General features: G+C 62.8%; 27 protein-coding genes. 26 read left to right on the top strand and 1 reads right to left on the bottom strand.

Translation table 11 applies throughout. The features are described 5' to 3' along the window. Window position 1 precedes the first annotated feature (1 nt). The 14 genes from GSUB_RS16095 (at window position 2) to GSUB_RS16035 (ending at window position 8,007) form a co-directional block, all read left to right on the top strand. Window positions 2-766, top strand: a complete 765-nt coding sequence (locus GSUB_RS16095) for a phage head morphogenesis protein (protein ID WP_052465014.1) — start codon at window positions 2-4, stop codon at window positions 764-766. Further along, the gene (locus GSUB_RS16090) at window positions 766-1,215 is read left to right on the top strand and encodes a phage virion morphogenesis protein (protein WP_040201752.1); all 450 of its coding nucleotides are present in this window, start codon (window positions 766-768) and stop codon (window positions 1,213-1,215) included. The genes GSUB_RS16095 and GSUB_RS16090 overlap by 1 nt, the downstream gene beginning before the upstream one ends. A gap of 161 nt (window positions 1,216-1,376) precedes the next feature. Further along, the gene (locus GSUB_RS16085) at window positions 1,377-2,405 is read left to right on the top strand and encodes a phage protease (protein ID WP_040201751.1); all 1,029 of its coding nucleotides are present in this window, start codon (window positions 1,377-1,379) and stop codon (window positions 2,403-2,405) included. 38 nt (window positions 2,406-2,443) lie between these two features. Beyond that, window positions 2,444-2,848, top strand: a complete 405-nt coding sequence (locus GSUB_RS16080; RefSeq protein ID WP_040201750.1) for a hypothetical protein — start codon at window positions 2,444-2,446, stop codon at window positions 2,846-2,848. Between the two features lie 34 nt (window positions 2,849-2,882). Next, window positions 2,883-3,776 (top strand): Mu-like prophage major head subunit gpT family protein, encoded by an 894-nt coding sequence (locus GSUB_RS16075; RefSeq protein WP_040201748.1) that lies wholly within the window; start codon window positions 2,883-2,885, stop codon window positions 3,774-3,776. A gap of 68 nt (window positions 3,777-3,844) precedes the next feature. Then, window positions 3,845-4,048 (top strand): HI1506-related protein, encoded by a 204-nt coding sequence (locus GSUB_RS16070; RefSeq protein ID WP_040201746.1) that lies wholly within the window; start codon window positions 3,845-3,847, stop codon window positions 4,046-4,048. A 3-nt stretch (window positions 4,049-4,051) separates the two neighbouring features. Continuing rightward, window positions 4,052-4,471, top strand: a complete 420-nt coding sequence (locus GSUB_RS16065) for a gp436 family protein (protein ID WP_040201745.1) — start codon at window positions 4,052-4,054, stop codon at window positions 4,469-4,471. Next, the gene (locus tag GSUB_RS18280; protein WP_052465013.1) at window positions 4,472-5,023 is read left to right on the top strand and encodes a hypothetical protein; all 552 of its coding nucleotides are present in this window, start codon (window positions 4,472-4,474) and stop codon (window positions 5,021-5,023) included. Then, the gene (locus GSUB_RS16055; RefSeq protein WP_052465012.1) at window positions 5,023-5,595 is read left to right on the top strand and encodes a phage baseplate assembly protein V; all 573 of its coding nucleotides are present in this window, start codon (window positions 5,023-5,025) and stop codon (window positions 5,593-5,595) included. The genes GSUB_RS18280 and GSUB_RS16055 overlap by 1 nt, the downstream gene beginning before the upstream one ends. Continuing rightward, entirely contained in the window at window positions 5,595-5,810 is a 216-nt protein-coding gene (locus tag GSUB_RS16050) for a hypothetical protein (RefSeq protein WP_040201744.1), read from the top strand. Before GSUB_RS16055 ends, GSUB_RS16050 begins: the two co-directional genes overlap by 1 nt. Before the next feature lie 12 nt (window positions 5,811-5,822). Then, window positions 5,823-5,999 carry a hypothetical protein gene (locus GSUB_RS19450; RefSeq protein WP_158414108.1) on the top strand — a complete coding sequence of 59 codons (177 nt, stop codon included), beginning with the start codon at window positions 5,823-5,825 and terminating at the stop codon, window positions 5,997-5,999. Window positions 6,000-6,002: 3 nt separating this feature from the next. Beyond that, window positions 6,003-7,205 carry a phage tail sheath subtilisin-like domain-containing protein gene (locus GSUB_RS16045; RefSeq protein ID WP_040201743.1) on the top strand — a complete coding sequence of 401 codons (1,203 nt, stop codon included), beginning with the start codon at window positions 6,003-6,005 and terminating at the stop codon, window positions 7,203-7,205. A gap of 14 nt (window positions 7,206-7,219) precedes the next feature. Beyond that, complete coding sequence (locus GSUB_RS16040) at window positions 7,220-7,723, top strand: phage major tail tube protein (protein WP_040201742.1); 504 nt, start codon at window positions 7,220-7,222, stop codon at window positions 7,721-7,723. Between the two features lie 44 nt (window positions 7,724-7,767). Next, window positions 7,768-8,007 (top strand): phage tail assembly protein, encoded by a 240-nt coding sequence (locus GSUB_RS16035; RefSeq protein ID WP_040201740.1) that lies wholly within the window; start codon window positions 7,768-7,770, stop codon window positions 8,005-8,007. Window positions 8,008-8,128: 121 nt separating this feature from the next. Here GSUB_RS16035 and GSUB_RS19445 read toward each other — a convergent pair whose 3' ends face one another. Then, a complete protein-coding gene (locus GSUB_RS19445; protein WP_158414107.1) occupies window positions 8,129-8,287 on the bottom strand; it encodes a hypothetical protein in 159 nt (52 codons plus the stop codon). Window positions 8,288-8,298: 11 nt separating this feature from the next. On the opposite strand from GSUB_RS19445, the gene GSUB_RS18275 reads away from it, so the two are divergent. The 12 genes from GSUB_RS18275 to avd all read left to right on the top strand — a co-directional run bounded on the left by GSUB_RS18275 (window position 8,299) and on the right by avd (window position 17,831). Then, window positions 8,299-10,821, top strand: a complete 2,523-nt coding sequence (locus GSUB_RS18275) for a phage tail tape measure protein (RefSeq protein WP_052465011.1) — start codon at window positions 8,299-8,301, stop codon at window positions 10,819-10,821. Then, the gene (locus tag GSUB_RS16025; RefSeq protein ID WP_040201739.1) at window positions 10,814-11,209 is read left to right on the top strand and encodes a phage tail protein; all 396 of its coding nucleotides are present in this window, start codon (window positions 10,814-10,816) and stop codon (window positions 11,207-11,209) included. The genes GSUB_RS18275 and GSUB_RS16025 overlap by 8 nt, the downstream gene beginning before the upstream one ends. After that, window positions 11,206-11,418 carry a tail protein X gene (locus GSUB_RS16020; protein ID WP_040201738.1) on the top strand — a complete coding sequence of 71 codons (213 nt, stop codon included), beginning with the start codon at window positions 11,206-11,208 and terminating at the stop codon, window positions 11,416-11,418. The genes GSUB_RS16025 and GSUB_RS16020 overlap by 4 nt, the downstream gene beginning before the upstream one ends. 1 nt (window position 11,419) lies before the next feature. Then, window positions 11,420-12,394 carry a contractile injection system protein, VgrG/Pvc8 family gene (locus GSUB_RS16015; protein ID WP_040201736.1) on the top strand — a complete coding sequence of 325 codons (975 nt, stop codon included), beginning with the start codon at window positions 11,420-11,422 and terminating at the stop codon, window positions 12,392-12,394. Continuing rightward, a complete protein-coding gene (locus tag GSUB_RS16010; RefSeq protein ID WP_040201735.1) occupies window positions 12,391-12,729 on the top strand; it encodes a GPW/gp25 family protein in 339 nt (112 codons plus the stop codon). Before GSUB_RS16015 ends, GSUB_RS16010 begins: the two co-directional genes overlap by 4 nt. After that, window positions 12,726-13,628: a baseplate assembly protein gene (locus GSUB_RS16005; RefSeq protein WP_040201734.1), complete on the top strand. Its 903-nt coding sequence runs from the start codon at window positions 12,726-12,728 to the stop codon at window positions 13,626-13,628. The genes GSUB_RS16010 and GSUB_RS16005 overlap by 4 nt, the downstream gene beginning before the upstream one ends. Then, window positions 13,621-14,616 (top strand): phage tail protein I, encoded by a 996-nt coding sequence (locus GSUB_RS18270; protein ID WP_052465010.1) that lies wholly within the window; start codon window positions 13,621-13,623, stop codon window positions 14,614-14,616. The genes GSUB_RS16005 and GSUB_RS18270 overlap by 8 nt, the downstream gene beginning before the upstream one ends. 12 nt (window positions 14,617-14,628) lie before the next feature. Beyond that, complete coding sequence (locus GSUB_RS15995) at window positions 14,629-15,069, top strand: hypothetical protein (protein ID WP_040201733.1); 441 nt, start codon at window positions 14,629-14,631, stop codon at window positions 15,067-15,069. 34 nt (window positions 15,070-15,103) lie between these two features. After that, complete coding sequence (locus GSUB_RS15990) at window positions 15,104-15,982, top strand: hypothetical protein (protein WP_040201732.1); 879 nt, start codon at window positions 15,104-15,106, stop codon at window positions 15,980-15,982. 12 nt (window positions 15,983-15,994) lie between these two features. Continuing rightward, window positions 15,995-16,345, top strand: a complete 351-nt coding sequence (locus GSUB_RS15985) for a hypothetical protein (protein ID WP_040201731.1) — start codon at window positions 15,995-15,997, stop codon at window positions 16,343-16,345. A 6-nt stretch (window positions 16,346-16,351) separates the two neighbouring features. Then, window positions 16,352-17,410: an SUMF1/EgtB/PvdO family nonheme iron enzyme gene (locus tag GSUB_RS15980; RefSeq protein ID WP_040201729.1), complete on the top strand. Its 1,059-nt coding sequence runs from the start codon at window positions 16,352-16,354 to the stop codon at window positions 17,408-17,410. Window positions 17,411-17,474: 64 nt separating this feature from the next. Continuing rightward, window positions 17,475-17,831, top strand: a complete 357-nt coding sequence (avd, locus tag GSUB_RS15975; RefSeq protein ID WP_040201727.1) for a diversity-generating retroelement protein Avd — start codon at window positions 17,475-17,477, stop codon at window positions 17,829-17,831. The last annotated feature ends 49 nt before the right edge of the window (window positions 17,832-17,880 follow it).

The following is a 17,880-nucleotide window of genomic DNA, read 5'->3' as shown; positions in this document are numbered from 1 at the left end:
GATGGCTGAATACGGCAGCCTGCCTTTTGCGGAGCAGATCGCGTTCTTCCGCCGCAAGTATCCGCAGCTCACGGCGGTTTGGACGGATGTGTATGCCGCAGAGCACAACCACGCCTTCATGGTGGCCGGCGCGGCCAAGGCGGACCTGCTGGCCGATCTGCGCGCAGCGGTGGATAAGGCGATCGCTGAAGGCACCACCCTGGAGGAGTTTCGCCGCGACTTTGACGAGATCGTCGAGCGACGCGGCTGGAGCTACACCGGAGGGCGCAACTGGCGCACCCGGGTGATCTTTGAAACGAACCTGCGGCAGAGCTATCACGCCGGGCGCGAAGCGCAGATGGCCGACCCGGAGCTGAGGCGCCGCAGGCCCTATGGCCTGTACCGCCACGGCGGCAGCGAAGACCCGCGCCCGGAGCATCTGGCCTGGGATGGGCTGGTGCTGCCGCTCGATGACCCCTGGTGGGACACCCACACCCCGCAGAACGGCTGGGGCTGCAAGTGCAAAAAGCGCATGATCAGCGAAGCCGACGCCCGGCGCATGGGGCTGGATGTGGCCCAGAGCGCCCCGCCGGTCGAGTGGGAGGAAAAGACCGTCGGCGTGCGCGGCCCAAGCCCGCGCACCGTCAAGGTGCCGCACGGCATCGATCCGGGCTTTGAATATCGGCCAGGAGAGAACCGGGCCGGATTTATCGACGAGAAGATCGCTGCGCTGCCGGCCGACATTGCCGCGCGGCTGCGTAGTGAGACCGACGGGCGGAGGCGGTAGTGGCCGGTGCGAAGTTCAACGTCGAAGTCAGCGGGATCGAGGAGGTCAAGGCGGCGCTGGAGAGACTGGAGCAAAAGGCGGGCAACCTCGCGCCGGTCTTTCGCGATATCGGCGGATACCTGCTGCTGGCCCACGACGAGAGGTTCAAGGAGCAGCAGAGCCCGGAAGGTGACCCCTGGGAGCCGCTGTCGCCGCAGTACAAAAAGCGCAAGAAGCGCAATAAAGGCAAGGTCCTGGTGCTCGATGATCTTTTGGCGGGCACGCTGCGCTACCAGGCCAGCGCGAAAGAGCTGGTGTTCGGCACCGACCGGATCTACGGCGCGACGCATCAGTTCGGGCGCGACGAAGCGAACATTCCGGAACGGCCCTTTCTGGGACTTTCGCGCGGCGATGAGACCGAGGTGCTGCGCCTGGTGGAGGAACACATGGCGCAGGCGCTGGAAGGCTGAACGCGAAATTTGCCCTGTAACGGCTTTAAAGGGTCGCGACCACCCCAACGTACGGGGAAGCAAAGATCGTTCAATACAGAGGATTTTAAAAAGGGTTTAAAAACGGTTCTGATTCAGACCACTGACCCGCAAAAGCAAAAGCGGCCCATGGAGGGACGAGGATGATCAAAAAACACCGCATTGCCATTGCCGCCTGCGTGTCCGAACTGACCGGCGGCGTGCCGACCGAAATCATGCTGGTGCCGGCTGGAGAGTTCCGCGCCAGAGATGGCCGCCCCGGTGACGTCGAAAGCTGGAAGGTCGACGCTGCGGCCGCCGCGCGGCTCATCGCCCAGGCCGAAGCCGCCCGGGGCGACTTTGTCATCGACTACGAACACCAGACCCTCAACGCCGAGAACAACGGCAAGCCCGCGCCTGCGGCCGGTTGGTTCAAGCGCCTCGAATGGCGCGAGGGCGATGGGCTCTACGCCACCGATGTGCGCTGGACCGAACGTGCCCGGGCGCTGATCGAGGCCGGCGAGTACCGCTATATCTCTCCCGTTTTCAGATACGACCGGCAAAGCGGCACCGTCACGCAGCTGCTGATGGCCGCTTTGACCAACTACCCGGCCCTGGACGGCCATAGTGACCTGGCGGCCCGGGCCGCCGCGAAGTTTTCAACCACAGAAGAGGAGCACACCATGAACCGAGAAGAGTTGATTGCGCTGTTGGGGCTTGCCGAAGACGCGAGCGACGAGCAGATCAAAAGCGCCATGACCGCACTCAAAGCCAAGGCGGATGCGGCCAAGGGCAAGGATGATGAGATTGCGGCGCTTAAAGCCGCCAAGCCCGACCCGGCCAAGTTCGTGCCGATGGAGATCTTCGAGTCGCTCAAGACCGAGGTGGCCGCGCTGAAAGCGCAGCAGACCAGCGGCGAAGTGACCGCCCTGGTGGACAAAGGTATCGCCGACGGCAAGCTGCTGCCCGCCCAGAAAGACTGGGCGAAAGAGCTGGGCAACAAAGATGTCGCGGCGCTTAAGGGGTATCTCGAGAAGACCCCTGCGATCGCAGCACTTAAGGGCGGCACCCAGACCGGGGGCAAAGCTCCCGAGGGCGGCGATGCAGACAGCCTGACCGAAGAAGAGCTGGCCGTGTGCCGCAACCTGGGTATCAGCGCCGAGGACTACCGCAAAGCCAACCCGGCGGAATAACCGCCACAATCTTTTCCCAAGGATAGAGGAGAAACCTTATGGCTCTGACCGCCGAACGAGACACCGCCCGCCGCAGCGGCGACCAGCTTACGCTCAAGGCCGCTGCCGCCAAAATCTTTTTCGCAGGCGCTATGGTCGCCCGCGACGCCAACGGCCGCGCCACCCCCGGAGCTGCCGCCACCACGCTGCTCGGCGTGGGGCGCTGCGCCGAGACGGTCGACAACAGCGCAGGCGCAGACGACGCGGCCGATGTGCGCATCGAGCGCGGCATTTTCCGCTTCGCCAACAGCAGCACCGACCCCGTTGCTACTGCCGACATCGGCACCGACTGCTACATCGCGGACGACGAGACGGTCGCCAAGACCGATGGCACCGGCACGCTGTCTGTGGCCGGCAAGGTTTTCGACGTCGACGCCCAGGGCGTCTGGGTCGATCTTCGATAATCAACCATTTAAGTCGAGATAAAGGAGCTTTCACATGATCATCAACAGCGGCAATCTTTCTATTCTGTTCCGCGCCTTCAACGCCGCCTTCCAGCGCGGCTTCGGCGGCGTCGCGCCCATGTGGAACAAGGTGGCCACCCGCGTGCCGTCGACCACCGGCGCGGAGGATTACGGCTGGCTGGGCGATATCCCCGGCATGCGCGAATGGGTCGGCGACCGGCACATTCACAACCTGCAGCAGCACGATTACAGCATCAAGAACAAGAAGTTCGAGCTGACCGTGGGCGTGCCGCGCGAAAAGGTCGAAGACGACCAGTACGGCGTGTATTCGCCGATGATGGAGATGCTCGGCCAGTCAGCCGGAGAGCACCCCGATCAGCTGGTGTTTGACCTGCTGGCGTCCGGCTTCGCCACCGAATGCTACGACGGCCAGTATTTCTTCGACACCGATCACCCGGTGATCCAGGCCGACGGCAGCACCGCCAGCGTGAGCAACGTGCAGGCCGGTGCCGAGAACCCCTGGTTTCTGCTCGACACCCGCCGGCCCTTGAAGCCGCTGATTCTGCAGATGCGCAAGGAGCCGCAGTTCGTCAACAAGGACAAGCCTGAAGACGACAACGTGTTTAACCGCAACGAGCTGATCTACGGCGTCGATGACCGCAAGAACGTGGGCTTCGGCTTCTGGCAGATGGCGTTTGGCAGCAAAGCGGTTCTCAGTGCCGCGAATTTCGAAGCCGCCTACGACGCCCTGAGCGCCTTCAAGGGCGACCACGGCAAGCCCCTGGGCGTCAAGCCCAACCTTCTGGTGGTGGGCTCGAGCAACGCCAGTGCGGCGCGCAAGATCCTGCAAGCTCAGCTGATCAACGGCGGCGACAGCAACATCAACTTCAACCGCGTCGAGCTGCTCGAAGTGCCCTGGCTGGACTAAGGCGCTGACGTCAACCTGAGATAAGGGGCGCGGGCCGCGTGCCCGCTCCCCTTTTGCCGGAGGTTTTTATGATTCGCATTACTGCCAGGCGCGACGGTTTCCGCCGCTGCGGCGTCGCCCACAGCAAGCAGCCGACCGAATACGCCGATGATCACTTCAGCGAGAAAGAGCTGGAGGTGCTTTTCAACGAGCCGATGCTCGAAGTTGAGGCCGGGGTCGAGGGTGGCAAGGCCAAGGGCGGCAAGAAGGCCGGCGGGGCAAAGAAGGAGTAACCGATGTATTGCACCCAGGCACAGATGATAGAGAGATTCGGCGAGCAGCTGCTGGTGCAGCTCACCGACCGCGACGGCGCGGGGATTATCGATTCCGCCGTGATCGACGCGGCGATTGCGGACGCTTCGGCTGAAATCGATATGTATCTGGCGCCGCGCTACGAGCTGCCGCTTTCCACCGTGCCGCTGACTCTGACGCGCCTGGCGTGCATTCTGGCCCGCGACGTGCTGGCCACCGATTCCGACACACACGACGAGCGCTGGAGCAAGCAGGCCGATGAGGCCCGCAGGCTGCTGCGCGAGATCGCCGGCGGCAAGGTCAGCCTTGGCGTGGACGATCAGGCGCAGGAGGCTGCAGGTGACGACACCTACGCTGCCGAGTTCAAGCCGGGGCGCTCGGTTTTTGACGGCGGAGGCTATTAAGTGACGACTCCCAACCAGCTGCAGCGCGCCGCCGTGGCGCACCTGAAAACAGCCCTGCCCGGTCTTCGCACTTGCGACCTGTACGCGGGGGAGTTCTCCGGCGGGGAGCTGTCGCGGGGCAGCCTGGCGGCGCCTGCGGTGCTGGTGGCCTGCCTGGGTGCGACCCGGGGCAGCGAGCACGGCAACGGCGAATACGACTTTCTGTGCCGCTACAGCGCTTACTGCCTGACGCGGCACGCGGGAGGCCGCAACGAGCGCGGCATGGATGCGCTGGAGCTGGCCGAAGGTGTGCTGGCCGAGGTGGAGGGGGCGCGCTTCGGGCAGACCGGCTGCAGCGCGGCCAGCGTGACCCGACTCGACAACCTGTACGGGGCCGAGTTCGACAAGGCGGGCGTTGCGCTGTGGGCTGTGACCTGGGAACAGCGGGTGCGCCTGGGGGCCGATATCTGGGCCGGAGAAGGCGTGCTGCCCTCCGAGCTCTACGTCGGCTTTGCACCGGAAATCGGCGAGCCCCACGAGGACGACTATATCAAGCTGGGAGGCAGCGACTGATGAACGAGCCGCTGAACTACCGCGTCAGTGAGCTGGAGCGCATGGTTGCCAACCTGTTGCGCGTCGGCACGGTGGCTGAACTCGACGCACCCGCCGCAAAAGTGCGGGTCAAATCGGGCAACCTGCTGACCACCTGGCTTCCCTGGCTGACTCGCCGCGCAAGCAACGACCGCGACTGGTGGGCACCCGAGGTCGGCGAACAAGTTCTGCTGCTGGCCCCCTGCGGCGACCTGGCCCAAGGCCTGGTGCTCCCGGCGATTTACCAGGCAGCGCACCCGGCCAATGGTGACCGCGAAACGGTGCGCCGCATTGACTTTGCTGACGGCGGCTTTGTGCAGTACGACCGCGCCGCCGGCCAGTTGCACATCAACACCGCCGGTCAGACCTTGATTGACGTCGGCGGCAATGCCGACATCAACGTCGCGGGAAAGACGACGCTGATCAGCAAGAACAAGGTCGACATCGATGGTGGCAGCGGCCAGCTCAAGGGGGCGGTCCAGGGCGATTGTATCTGCGCCTTTACCGGCAAGCCGCACCCTCACATCAGCGCAACAGTTCAGGAGAGTTTCTGATGGGGCTGACCAAGCAGAGCATGGCCGACTTTGTCGAGGCGCGGATGGCTGCCGTACCGGCTCACCAAAGCAACGACGGTGGCGCTGTTGCCGCGTACCGGCGCAAGGTGCTGGAGGCGCTGTGCCAGGGGATTATTGACGAGATTCAGGCAAACGCTGTGGTTGAGACCACCGGCGGTGCGCCGGATGGTGAGCATACAGGCAAAGTCTACTAAAGGAGAAGGATCATGCCAGAACAGCAGAGCTATATCGCGAAGAGGAATGTTTCCATGGCCGATGGGTCGCAGGTGGCGCAGGGCCAGACCGTTAAGCTCAACCCACGCCAAGCCAAATATCTGGTGCTGGCAGGGAAGATCGAGCCGGTCAAAGTGGAAGCCAAACCCAGAACCAGCAAGGAGAAATAAGCCATGCCATCGTTTTTACACGGGGTTGAGGTTGTAGAAATTGACTACGGCCCGCGCCCGATTCAAACCGTTCGCAGTAGCGTTATCGGCCTGATCGGTACCGCCCCCGACGCCGACGCCGCGAAGTTTCCGCTGAACACCCCGGTGATGATTGCCGGAAATCGCCTTGAAGCCGCTGCCCTCGATACGGTCGGTGCCGGCAACGGAACCCTGCCCGACGCTATTGACGGCATCTTTGACCAGGCTGGGGCGGTTGTTGTTGTGGTACGGGTCGACGAGGGGCTGGACCTTGCCGCGACGATCAGTAACGTGACTGGTGGCGTTGATGTGGAAACCGGCGCCTACACCGGCGTTCACGCCTTTTTGGCCGCCGAGAGCGTCCTTGGCTTTGCTCCGCGCATCTTGTGCGCGCCAGGCTTTACCAGTCATCGCCCGGAAGACCCGGTCACGTCGGGGCAGTTTCTGGCCAACCCGGTGGTGGCGGAGCTGCTGGGCATTGCCGACCGATTGCGCGCCGTGATTATTGCCGACGGCCCCGACACCAACGACGCCGATGCCATCACCTATGCGGCGGATTTCGGCAGTCGCCGCGTCTATCTGGTTGACCCCGGCGTCAAGGTGTTTGCTGATGGCGAGGTGGCGATTGAGCCTGCCAGCGCCCGGGTGGCCGGAATGATCGCCAAATCGGACGCCGAGCGCGGCTTCTGGTGGAGCCCCTCCAACCGCGAAATGTACGGCATTGTCGGCACCACCCGCCCGATCGACTTTACCCTGGGCGACGCCGATGCCCGCGCCAACCTGCTTAACGAGCAGAACATCGCGACGATCATCCGACAGGACGGCTACCGACTGTGGGGCAACCGCACCCTGTCGAGCGACCCCAAGTGGGCCTTTATCAACGTGGTGCGCACCGCCGACATGATCAACGAGAGCCTGCTGCGCGCCCACCTGTGGGCCGTTGACCGCAACATCACCAAGACCTACCTGGAGGATGTGGTCGAAGGGGTCAACAACTACCTGAGCTACCTGACCACCCTGGGCGCGATTCTGGGTGGCAAGTGCTGGGCCGACAGTGAACTGAACACGCCGTCGAACCTGGCGGCAGGCAAGGTGTTCTTTGACTTCGACTTTACCCCACCGGCCCCGGCCGAGCGGGTGACCTTCCGCAGCCGCATGGTCAATGACTATTTCGAGCAGATTGTCTAAGGAGATAAAAAACGATGCTGAGCCATATTCTACGCAATTTCAGCCTGTTCGTTGACGGTCGTGGTTATGCCGGAGACGTCGAGGAGCTCACCCCACCCAAGCTGACCATGCTGACCGAGGAATTTCGCGGCGGCGGCATGGACGCCCCTGTGGATGTCGAGATGGGCATGGAAAAAATGGAGTGCGAGTTCACCCTGACCAAGTACGACCGCGAGGTGATCAAGCTGTTCGGGCTGGCCCCCGGCAACACCACGCCTTTGACCCTGCGTGGCTCCGCCGAAAGCGAAGACGGCGACAATGTGCCGGTGGTGATCAACCTGGTCGGCAAGATCCGCGAACTGGAGCACGGCAGCTGGAAGGCAGGTGAAAAGGCCACCCTGAAGGCCGTTGTCTCCCTGCGCGCCTACAAATACACGCAGGCCGGCGAAGTGCTGCACGATATCGACATTATGGCCATGCGCCGGGTGATCGGCGGCGTTGATCAGATGGCCGCAACCCGCGCCAACCTTGGCATCTAACAAAGAGGGGTCCCGGCGATCCGGGCGCCCTTAGGAGAACTATCATGGAAACGGTGAAATTAAAGCACCCGGTCACCATCGGTGGTGAGGAAATCCTGGAGCTGAACCTGCGCAGACCCCGGGTCCGCGACCAGCTGGCCGCCGAAAAGGGGGGCGCCAACAACGCAGAAAAAGAAGTGCGGCTGTTCGCCAACCTGTGCGAAGTCGCCCCGGCAGTCATTGAGGAGCTGGATCTGGCCGACTACCGCGCCATCCAGGAAGTGTACAGCGGTTTTTTGTCCTGACCCCGGCCAGCGCCCGACGCGCGGTGCTGGCATTGAACAGCGCCACGCGCTGGGGGCTTGATGAGCTGCTGGATTTAACCGCAGAGGAGCTGCTCGCCTGGTTGGGCGAGGCGAAGGATTTTTACCGGAAGAAGTAGGCCGCGCAGCGGATCAGGGCCCGCACGGCAGGGAAAACAAAAACAGCAATAAAGGCGGCGGCAAGCCCGTTGGTCAGCGGCGTAGCACCACGCACCTCAACCCCGTGCAGCAACCAAAGGACGATGGCAATGGTAGCAAACAAGGCGCACAGCGATGAGTAAAAGCCTGGCGATTGGTTTAACGATCGGCGCGACACTGGGCTCCTCCTATTCGGCAGCGATGGGCGGGGCTTATCGCTCGCTTGAGCAGATCAGTGCCGCGATTGATGGGCTGAACGGCACCAAGCTGGAAATTGCCGAGTTTAAAAAATTATCAAAAGACGCCCAAGGCAACAGCGCCCGCCTGCGTGAGCTGGCGGCGTCGTTGCAGCGCGCCGGGGTGGACGTGCGGGATCTGGATACCTCCAGCCGCAGGCTTAATTCTACCCTGCTCAACTTGAAAAAGCAATCGAGCGTGCGCATCAAGATCGACGCCAACCGTCAAGCGCTGGGCGAGGCGCGCTCTTCGCTGGTGGGCATTGCCGCGTCCATGTATTCCATCGGCAAGCTGGTCAGTGCGCGCGGCGACGTCTTGAAGGCACAGGGCGAAATTGCCTCACTGGGGATTGATGATTCCGGGATCGACAGCATCACCCGTGTTGGCGAGGCGTTTTCCAATGCCTGGGCGGGCACCAGTGTCAGCGACTTTGTCCGCGCCAGCTACGACGTTAAGAGCGGTATTTCAAGCCTGGGCGATGTGGCGGTAGGGGAGTTCACCCGTATCGCGGCGTTAACCGCAGCAGCAACCAAAAGCACCACGGCGGAAATGACCAACCTGTTCGCCAAGGGCTACGGCATTTATCGCGATCAGTTCAACAGTTTTGGCGAGCAGGTGATCACCGGCTGGCAGTCGCTGTCGGCGGAAGAGCGCGACATTGAGTTCGGTAAATACTTTTCAGCCGGGATCTCTGCCAGCGTCCAGGCCTTTCGGACCGACGGCGCACAGATGAGCCAGGCGCTCTCAAGCCTGGGAGCGACCGCGACCACCGCAGGCTATGCGTTTTCCGAGCAACTGGCGGTGCTGGGTGAGTTACAGCGCACCATGAGCGGCAGTGAGGCGGCAACCAAATTCAACGCGTTTCTGGCCTCGGCCAGTGGCGCCGGGGAAAAGCTCGGCCTTGATTTTGTTAACGAGCAGACCGGCATGCTCAAGTCGGTGCCTGAAATCCTCGACCAAATCAACGACGCCTACGGTGGCGTGATGGACCAGGCCGCCAAGGATGACCTGCGCGCGGCTTTTGGCACCAAGGAAGCCACGGAGCTGGTTGATTTGCTCCTGGCTCGGCGCGGCGCCTTGCGTGACGGCGCGGCAGAAATTGAAAAGTCACTGACCGGTGGTCTGGAAAAGACCGAAGAAATGGCCAAGCGCATGCAGCGCGGCCGGGGCTTTGAGTTACTGGGCCAGCAGATGCAGAATCTGTCAGCGACCGTCGGCACAACTCTCTATCCGGCAGCGGAGGCGGTGGCCGGTGCGATCGGCAAGGTCGCGCTCGGTCTGCAGTGGCTTAGCGAGAAATTCCCCCGCACCACCGGTACAACGGTGGGGCTGGTGGTTGGGCTTATCGGGGTGCTGGCCGCCGCCAAGGCGCTAACCGTCGGGGTTTTATGGCTTAAGGGCGGCTGGCTTGGTATGCAGGCCGCTTACTACGCCACGCTGGCGGCGTCCCCCAAGGTCGCTCTGGCAATGGCCTGGGTGGGAAAGTCGCTGCATTTTGCGACCCTGAAAACCTGGGGCCTGGCTGCCGCTCAAAAGGCCTGGGCGATTGGCAGCGCGATAGTCACCACAGCGACTACCGCTATTGCCACCGGCTTTCGGGTGATGGGGTTGGCGGTGATGAGCAACCCCATCGGCCTGGCAATAGCCGGTATTGCCCTGGCTGCGGGCCTGGTGATTGCGTATTGGGAGCCGATCAAGGGCTTTTTTAGCGGTCTTTGGGACGGCATTAAATCCCTGTTTAAAGATGGCGTCGGTTTTTTGATCAGCATCTGGGAAAAGTCGCCCCTGGGGCTGCTTTTTAAGGCAGGCGAAAAACTGACCGGGTTTGTTGGTGACCTGTTCGGCGGCAAAAAAGACGACCAGGAGCCAGAATCAAGCGCCGAGCCGGAAAAAGAAAAGCGCCGTTTTTTCGGGCGCACTCGCAAAGCCGCTGCCACCGTCGCCCTGGGCGCAAACCTCGCCGCTCCGGTCGCTGCTGCACCACCAGAAGTCCACGAAACCCAAGGCTTTGCCAGCGTCAGTCCCGTTGTTCAGCCGGTCGAGCTGCCCGAAACCCAAGGCTTTGCCAGCGTCAGTCCCGTTGTTCAGCCGGTCGAGCTGCCCGAAACCCAAGGCTTTGCCAGCGTCAGTCCCGTTGTTCAGCCGGTCGAGCTGCCCGAAACCCAAGGTCTGGCCATGGTTGACGCTCGGGGCGGGAGACACGAACAGCAGCAGTCCGCTGCCGACGCCAGGCTTGCAGCGACTATTGCCCCAACAACTCAGGCGCGGGAACAGGTGATCAACCACAACGAGCGCTACGAGATCGTCATCAACGCCACCCCCGGCATGGACGCTAAAGAGATCGCCGCCGAGGTTGAGCGCCAACTTAAAGAGCGGGAGCGCAGCCAGGCGGCACGTCAGCGGGGGGCGCTCTATGACTGAGATCATGATGGCCCTGGGGGATTATCGCTTTGCTCTGCCGTCAGCCGCTTATCAACAGTTGCGCCGCAGCGCCGAATACCGCTGGCCACAACAGCAGCGGATCGGTCGCGCCCCGGCCACGCAGTTTGTCGGGGTCGGAACCGAAAGCCTTGATCTTGATGGCATTATCCATCCGCACTTTGCCGGAGGCCTGAACCAGCTTGACCGTATGCGCAACCTGGCAGGCCAGGGCACTGCGCTGATGCTCAGCGACGGCCGCGGCAAAATCTGGGGGCTGTGGTGCATCGAGCGCATCGAAGAAACCCAGACCCTATTTGCCCGCAATGGCGACCCGTACAAAATCGAATTTCGCCTGCGCTTGCTACGCTACGGGGAGGACCAGCCATGAGCGCCACCAGATACCGCACCCGCGACGGCGATATGCTCGACGATATCTGCCACCGCCATTATGGCCGCAGTGGCAAGGTCGTTGAGCTGGTACTCGAAGCTAACCGCCATCTGGCCGCTATCGGCCCGGTGTACCAGGCAGGGCTGGTGATCAGATTGCCCGAGATCCCCGCCGCCACCACCACCAAGATCATCAGACTGTGGGACTGATATGACCCCTGATTTCCGCATCGAAGCCGACAACCAGGACATCACCGCGATCATCCGTGAGCGTTTTTTAGAACTGCGTCTGCGCGATGAGGCGGGGCTGGAAAGCGACTCCTGCGAAATCCGCCTCGATGATCGCGCCCCCCATATCGCGTTGCCCCGCACCGGTGCGGTGTTGGAGGTCGCTTTAGGCTACCGCGAAACCGGCCTGGTCGCCATGGGCCGCTGGGTTGTCGACGAGGTGTCTATTTCCGGGCCACCGGATACCCTGATTATCCGCGCCCGCGCCGCCGATCTGGGCCAGGCGCTCCGCGCCCCGCAAGAGCGTAGCTGGCCGCTAAATACCACCATCGGCGACCTGGTCACGACCATCGCCGGGGAGCATGGTTTTATTCCCTCGATTGCGGACGAGCTGGCCGGCATCACCCTGCCGCACATCGACCAGACCGAGAGCGACCTGCACCTGCTGACCCGCCTGGCCAGAGAATACGACGCCGTGGCCAAGGCCGCCGGTGGGCGCTTGCTGTTTGTGCCCCGCGCCCAAGCCCGTAGCGCCGCCGGGGAACCGCTGGCACATATCACCTGGACCCGCGAATCATTAACCGATTACGAGGTCACCATGGCCGAGCGCGGCAAATATGCCGCTGTCACCACCTACTGGCATGATCAGGGCAGCGCCGAGCGCACTCCGGTGACTGTCGGCGAGGGTGAGCCGGTGCTGACCGTGCGCCGCGCCTATCCCGATGCTGCTGCCGCCACCGCCGCCGCCCAGAGCCGCCTGGCGGCTACCCTGCGCGGGGCCGCCGTGCTGCGCGCCAGCGGCCCCGGCGCTGCCAACCTGCTGGCCGAAGCGCGCCTGACGATAACCGATGGGCGCGAGGGGCTAGCGGGCGAGTGGAGCCTGATCAGCGTTGACCACACCCTGAATGACGGCGGCTATCGTTGCAGCATCGAAGCCGAGACCCCGGAGGCATTATGAGAGGCATCAACGCCGACACCGGCAAGGCCATCGACGGGCTTGACCATCTGCGCCAGAGTATCCGCGATATTCTCACCACGCCGCTGGGCAGCCGTGTGATGCGCCGCGATTACGGCAGCCGCCTGCTGCGCCTGGTCGACCGCCCGACGACTCAGGGGCTGATGGTCGAGCTCTACGCCGCCACCGCCGAAGCCCTGGCCAGGTGGGAGCCGCGCTTTGCTCTGGATGAGGTGCGCTACGACACCATCGGCGCCGGTGGCCACATCAGCCTGACGATCAGCGGCCGCTATCGCCCGACCGGCAAACCCGTGACCCTGGAAGGGATTATTTTATGAGTGAGACTGTCGGCACCCCGATCGATTTGACCCTGCTGCCCGCCCCACAGGTAGTCGAGCCCCTTGATTTTGAGCAGATTCTTGCCGCCATGCTGGCCGATCTGCGCAGCCGTGACCCGCAGTTTGACGCCCTGGTCGAGAGCGACCCGGCCTACAAGATTCTGGAGGTCGCTGCCTACCGGGAACTGCTGTTGCGCCAGCGCGTCAATGACGCCGCGCGGTCGGTGATGCTGGCCTATGCCGAGAGCAGCGATCTTGATCAGCTCGCCGCCCTTTATGGTGTGCAGCGCCTGGTGGTCGACCCCGGTGACCCCGCCGCCGTGCCGCCGGTTGCCCCCACCTATGAGAGCGATACTGCTCTGCGCCGGCGGGTGCAGCTGGCACCGGAGAGTTGGACCAGCGCCGGCAGCCGGGGAGCTTATCAATACCACGGCATGACCGCTGACCCGCAGGTCAAGGATGTCGGTGTTTATTCGCCATCTCCCGGAGAGGTATTGGTTACCGTATTGAGCACTGTCGGTGGCGGAACTGCAAGCGACTCCCTGCTGGCCGCAGTTGACGCTGCCCTGTCCGCCGAGACGGTGCGCCCTTTGTGCGACGGGGTTACGGTGCAGACAGCCCAGATTGTTAACTACACAATTCAAGCAGCCCTGACCCTCCATCAGGGGCCGGACGCCGAGACGGTGCGTCAGGAGGCCCTGGCCGCAGCGCAAAACTACGCGACCCAGACACACCGCCTGGGTCGCGACGTGACCCTGTCCGGCGTTTATGCGGCCCTCCACCAGCCTGGTGTGCAGCGCGTGCGGCTGATCTCTCCTTTGGCCGATCTGGTGATATCTCCGCAGCAAGCGGCCTGGTGTACCGATATCATCGTGGTCGTGGAGGGTCGTGGTGAGTAATACGCTGCTACCACCCAACACCACCGCTGCCGAGCGCGCCCTTGAGGCGGCCACGGCCCGGACTACAGAGATACCGGTTCCGGTGGGCGACCTCTGGAACCCACAAACTTGTCCTGCTGATGCGCTGCCCTGGCTGGCCTGGGCGCTGTCGGTCGATGTCTGGGACAGCAATTGGAGCGTTGATGTTAAGCGCTCAGTGATTGCCGAAAGCATTGCTATCCACCGCCGCAAAGGGACGGTCTGGGCGGTACGCGAAGCCCTGCGCAGTGCCGGTTATGCCGAAGCCACGGTCAGTGAGGGCCTGCCCCAACTGACCCACGACGGCACCCAGCTCTACAGCGGCGAGGAAACCTATTTTGGCGGCAGCCGCTGGGCGCTCTTTGATGTGCTGGTCGATCTTGGTGAATACGAAGGGGTTGATGCCGGTGCCCGCTCACGCATGGCGGCCCTGATCGATATGGCCAAGCCGGTGAGTCGCCATCTGCGCGAAGTGAGGTTTTCGGCCGAGCTAGCCGATGAGCTGCCACAGGGTGAAGCTACCACCACGACGGTTAGCCCGGCCCTTGAAGAAGAGGCCCACTTCGGCCTGACCTATGGCGGCCAGATTCAGCATGACCAGGCGCGGCTTATCGAGGGGTTTGATCCGGTTGGCTTTGATGGCACCTGGCGCTACGACGCAGAGCAGGGCTACAGCGGCCAGAGCAAATACAGCCTCTGGGATGTGACTGGATCTCTGCACGACAACGAGCGCAGCGCTTTTGAGCTGGGCGCGCTAGAACTTGCCGCCGCCGACAGCTGGAGCAAGGGAGCCCCCCTGGCCGATGGCCTCAGCGTGTATGACGGGTCGGGGCGTTACGGCACCCCGGGTACTACGCCGCAAGACGTGATGGCCATCACCTTGACTCGCCAGGTGCGCCACAATGGCCGCCACCACCACAATGGATTACGGCACCACGCCGCCAGCAATACCGAACACCTATCAGCATAAGGAGCAATAGCCATGGAGTTAAAAGATAGCGCCGCTGCCCCGGTCGGCACCCTGCGAGTGCAGGTTTTCCGCGATGGCAGACTGATTGACGAGTTTGAGGATAAAAACCTGATCGTCAATGGAGCCAGAGACGCCCACGCGCGATTGATTGGCGGTGATGGTGGCGGGAAAATTATTACCAAGATAGGCTTTGGCACGGGCTCCACAGTAGCAAGCCCCAACGACACCGGCCTCTCTGGCGCCTACGAGAAAAACATCGGGGCAAGAACCTATCCGGCCACTGGCCAGGTGCGCTTTGCCTGGACGCTGGCGACATCTGAGGCCAACGGCAAGGCGATCCGCGAGTTTGGCCTGATCTGTTCCGACGGGACGCTCTATTCACGCAAGGTGCGCGGCGTCATCGAAAAAGAGTCGGATATCAGCCTGTCGGGAACCTGGACTATCAGCTTTTAATTGATCACTAACCGCCACGGAAAGGAAAAACACAATGGCAAACCTTGCAGAACAAAATACTTGGGAGCCTGGCATTTACCAGATAGAGACCACCGATCCGGTTGTCGGCGGCCCCAACGGCATCAGCAACGTGCAGGGGAAACAGCTCGGCAACCGCACGCGGTACTTAAAAGACAGGGTCGATGAGCTGCAAGCCCTCGCCGAAGGGGTTGACACTGAAGCACAAAACGCCATCGTCGCCGCCATTGCGCAGGCCCTCTCTATTTCCGGCGTCAACGCGCAGAGCATCGAGCACCTGCGCAAGCGGGCGCTGGCGCAAGGGACGGTGGTTCTCAAGAACAAGTGGGTCATCTCGGGGATGGTGCTGACCAAGGCCGACATCCGCGCTCTGCACCTCTCGGCCACCGGCACCGTCGGCTCCGGGGTCAGCCGCGCCTGGTCGGACGGCGCCGTGCGCACCCTCGTCGACGACGACTATCACGTGAGTGTGCCGACCAACCCCGGCACGGCGACCAAGACGTACTTCGCCTACCTCGTCTTTGATGGGGGAATTTATCGCGTCAATGTCGGCGAGACGGTCCCCGACACCGGCCTGCTCCTCTACGAGCTCAGCATCCCCGCAGGGGACACCACCAACAACCTGGCGGCCGTTACCCTGACCGACCGTCGCACCGTCCAGGACTACAACGGCTGGGTTATCGGCACCGTGCAGGATGTCTATGTGCCGCTGCCGGCACCGATGCCGAACGCCCCCGACTACGCCGTCGATCTCATGGTGGAGTCGGCCACCGATCCGGGGGCTGTGGGGCAACTGGAGATCGCAGAGCGGCAGCAGAACGGATTCCGGATCAGAATTCGTGGTGGCGCGGACAATGTCCGCGTGCGCTGGACTCTGCTCAACCCCGCAGGATAAGGAGATATCATCGTGCAAATCACCATCATGACCCAAGGAAATCACGCCCCGGTCGCCCTTGAGGGCGGCACCCTCATCATCGGCGACTATGCCATCGATATCCCCGCACGCCAAAGCGACGTGGAGGTTACCATCGATCTTTCCCTGTGCGACAAGGGGTGCGTCGTCGAAGGCCAGGGGGCCGGGTGGTATGTCGCCAACGTCATGCTGCCTCCGGCGCGCCTTGTCGAGGTCAAAACCGGCGAAAACGACCCCGAAACCGGAGAGCCCGTCACCACGTTGGAGCGCGCCCCCGTCGATTATCACCTGATCCGTATCAACCTGTGGGCGCTCCCTGCCGCCCCCGCAACTGAAGGAGAATAGACCGCCATGAGTATGATCATCAGCATTAAGGACTCCCTGCGCCAATCCGTCGAAGCCGCCACCGGCGGCCAGGTCACCGTCATGTATGACGACAAGGGGTACCCGAGCCACATGTGTCGTATCCCCATGTTCACCCTCGACACCATCGACCCCTCCTGGGCCGCTGTGCCACACCCGGCCTTTATCGTCAACGGAACGACTAAGAGCGAGATCTGGGTCGGGCAGTATCCGGCCGTCATTCACGACAGCCGCGCCCTGTCGCTCCCCGGCCGCGATCCAGCGGCGAGCATCGATTTTGATACGGCGGACGCGCGCTGCAGCATCAAGGGGGCCGGCTGGCATCTGATGACCAATGCTGAATGGGCCGCCATTGCCCTGCTCACCCACAAGCAGTTCGGGCCTGACACAATACGTGGCAACACCAACTATGGGCGCGACTACGTCGCCACCTTTGAAACCGCCCCCCGGCAGGACGGCGCCAACCCCGGTCTCGCCTCCGGTACTGCCCGCACCCTGACCGGCGCAGGCCCCGCATCGTGGCGGCACAACGGCGAGCCAAGCGGCATCGCCGACCTGGTCGGAAACGTATGGGAGTGGCAGCGCGGCATGCGTTTGGTGGACGGCGAGATTCAGGTGATCGCCGACAACAACGCTGCCGACAACACCCTGAGCACTGCTGCAGGGTCGAGCGCCTGGCAGGCGATCCTGGAAGACGGCACCCTAGTGGCGCCGGGGACGGCCAACACCCTGAAATACAACTCCGACAGCGGCGTCAAGCTCGCCAAGGTGGTTACAGCTACGGCAAGCGTAAATACGCAATACAAGGACGTTCTTGCTGCTGCCGGGACGGCGGCCCCCGATCTCACCAAGGCCCTCGGCCTCTTCCCCCACGCCACCGACATGGCGCGGGGCAACCTCTACGTCAACAACGCTGGTGAGCGTCTGCCGCTCCGTGGCGGCAGCTGGCACAATGGTGCGCTTGCCGGGTCTTTCGCCCTGAACCTGAGCTATGAGCGTTCGCTCGCGCTCACGCTCCTCGGGTTCCGCCCCGCTTTCGTTCTGTAATCTGTTTTCTGTGTTCTGGTGGGGCGGGCGATAGCCCGCCTTGCCCTTTTTGATGAGGGTTTTTGTGGACGACTTGAAGATCCGGCGTAAGTGCGAAGACATGATCACCTACGGGTATGGGGCGCTTCGGCAGTTTCCTAAGGCCGAGCGGCACGTGCTGTCGCAGGAAATCCGTCAGAGTATGTGGAGCCTTTTGCGCCTGATCATTATCTGCAATCGTCGCTACTACAAAAAGACCACCATGCAGGACCTCGACGCCGAACTCGACCTGCTGCGCTCGCAGGTGAGGGTGGCAATGCAGCTTGAATATCTCCCGTTCAAGAAGTACGAGGTCTGGAGCCGCCTGCTCGACGAAGTCGGCCGCATGGTGGGAGGTTGGTTTAAAAGCACCAACAGGGGCGCGGGTAAACATGAGGCGTGAGCGTCTGCCGATCCGTGGCGGCAACTGGAACAATGGTGCGAATGCCGGG

It is taken from the genome of Geoalkalibacter subterraneus (assembly GCF_000827125.1).
GTDB classification, from domain to species: domain Bacteria; phylum Desulfobacterota; class Desulfuromonadia; order Desulfuromonadales; family Geoalkalibacteraceae; genus Geoalkalibacter_A; species Geoalkalibacter_A subterraneus.
This window is presented reverse-complemented; position numbering and strand designations above follow the sequence as displayed.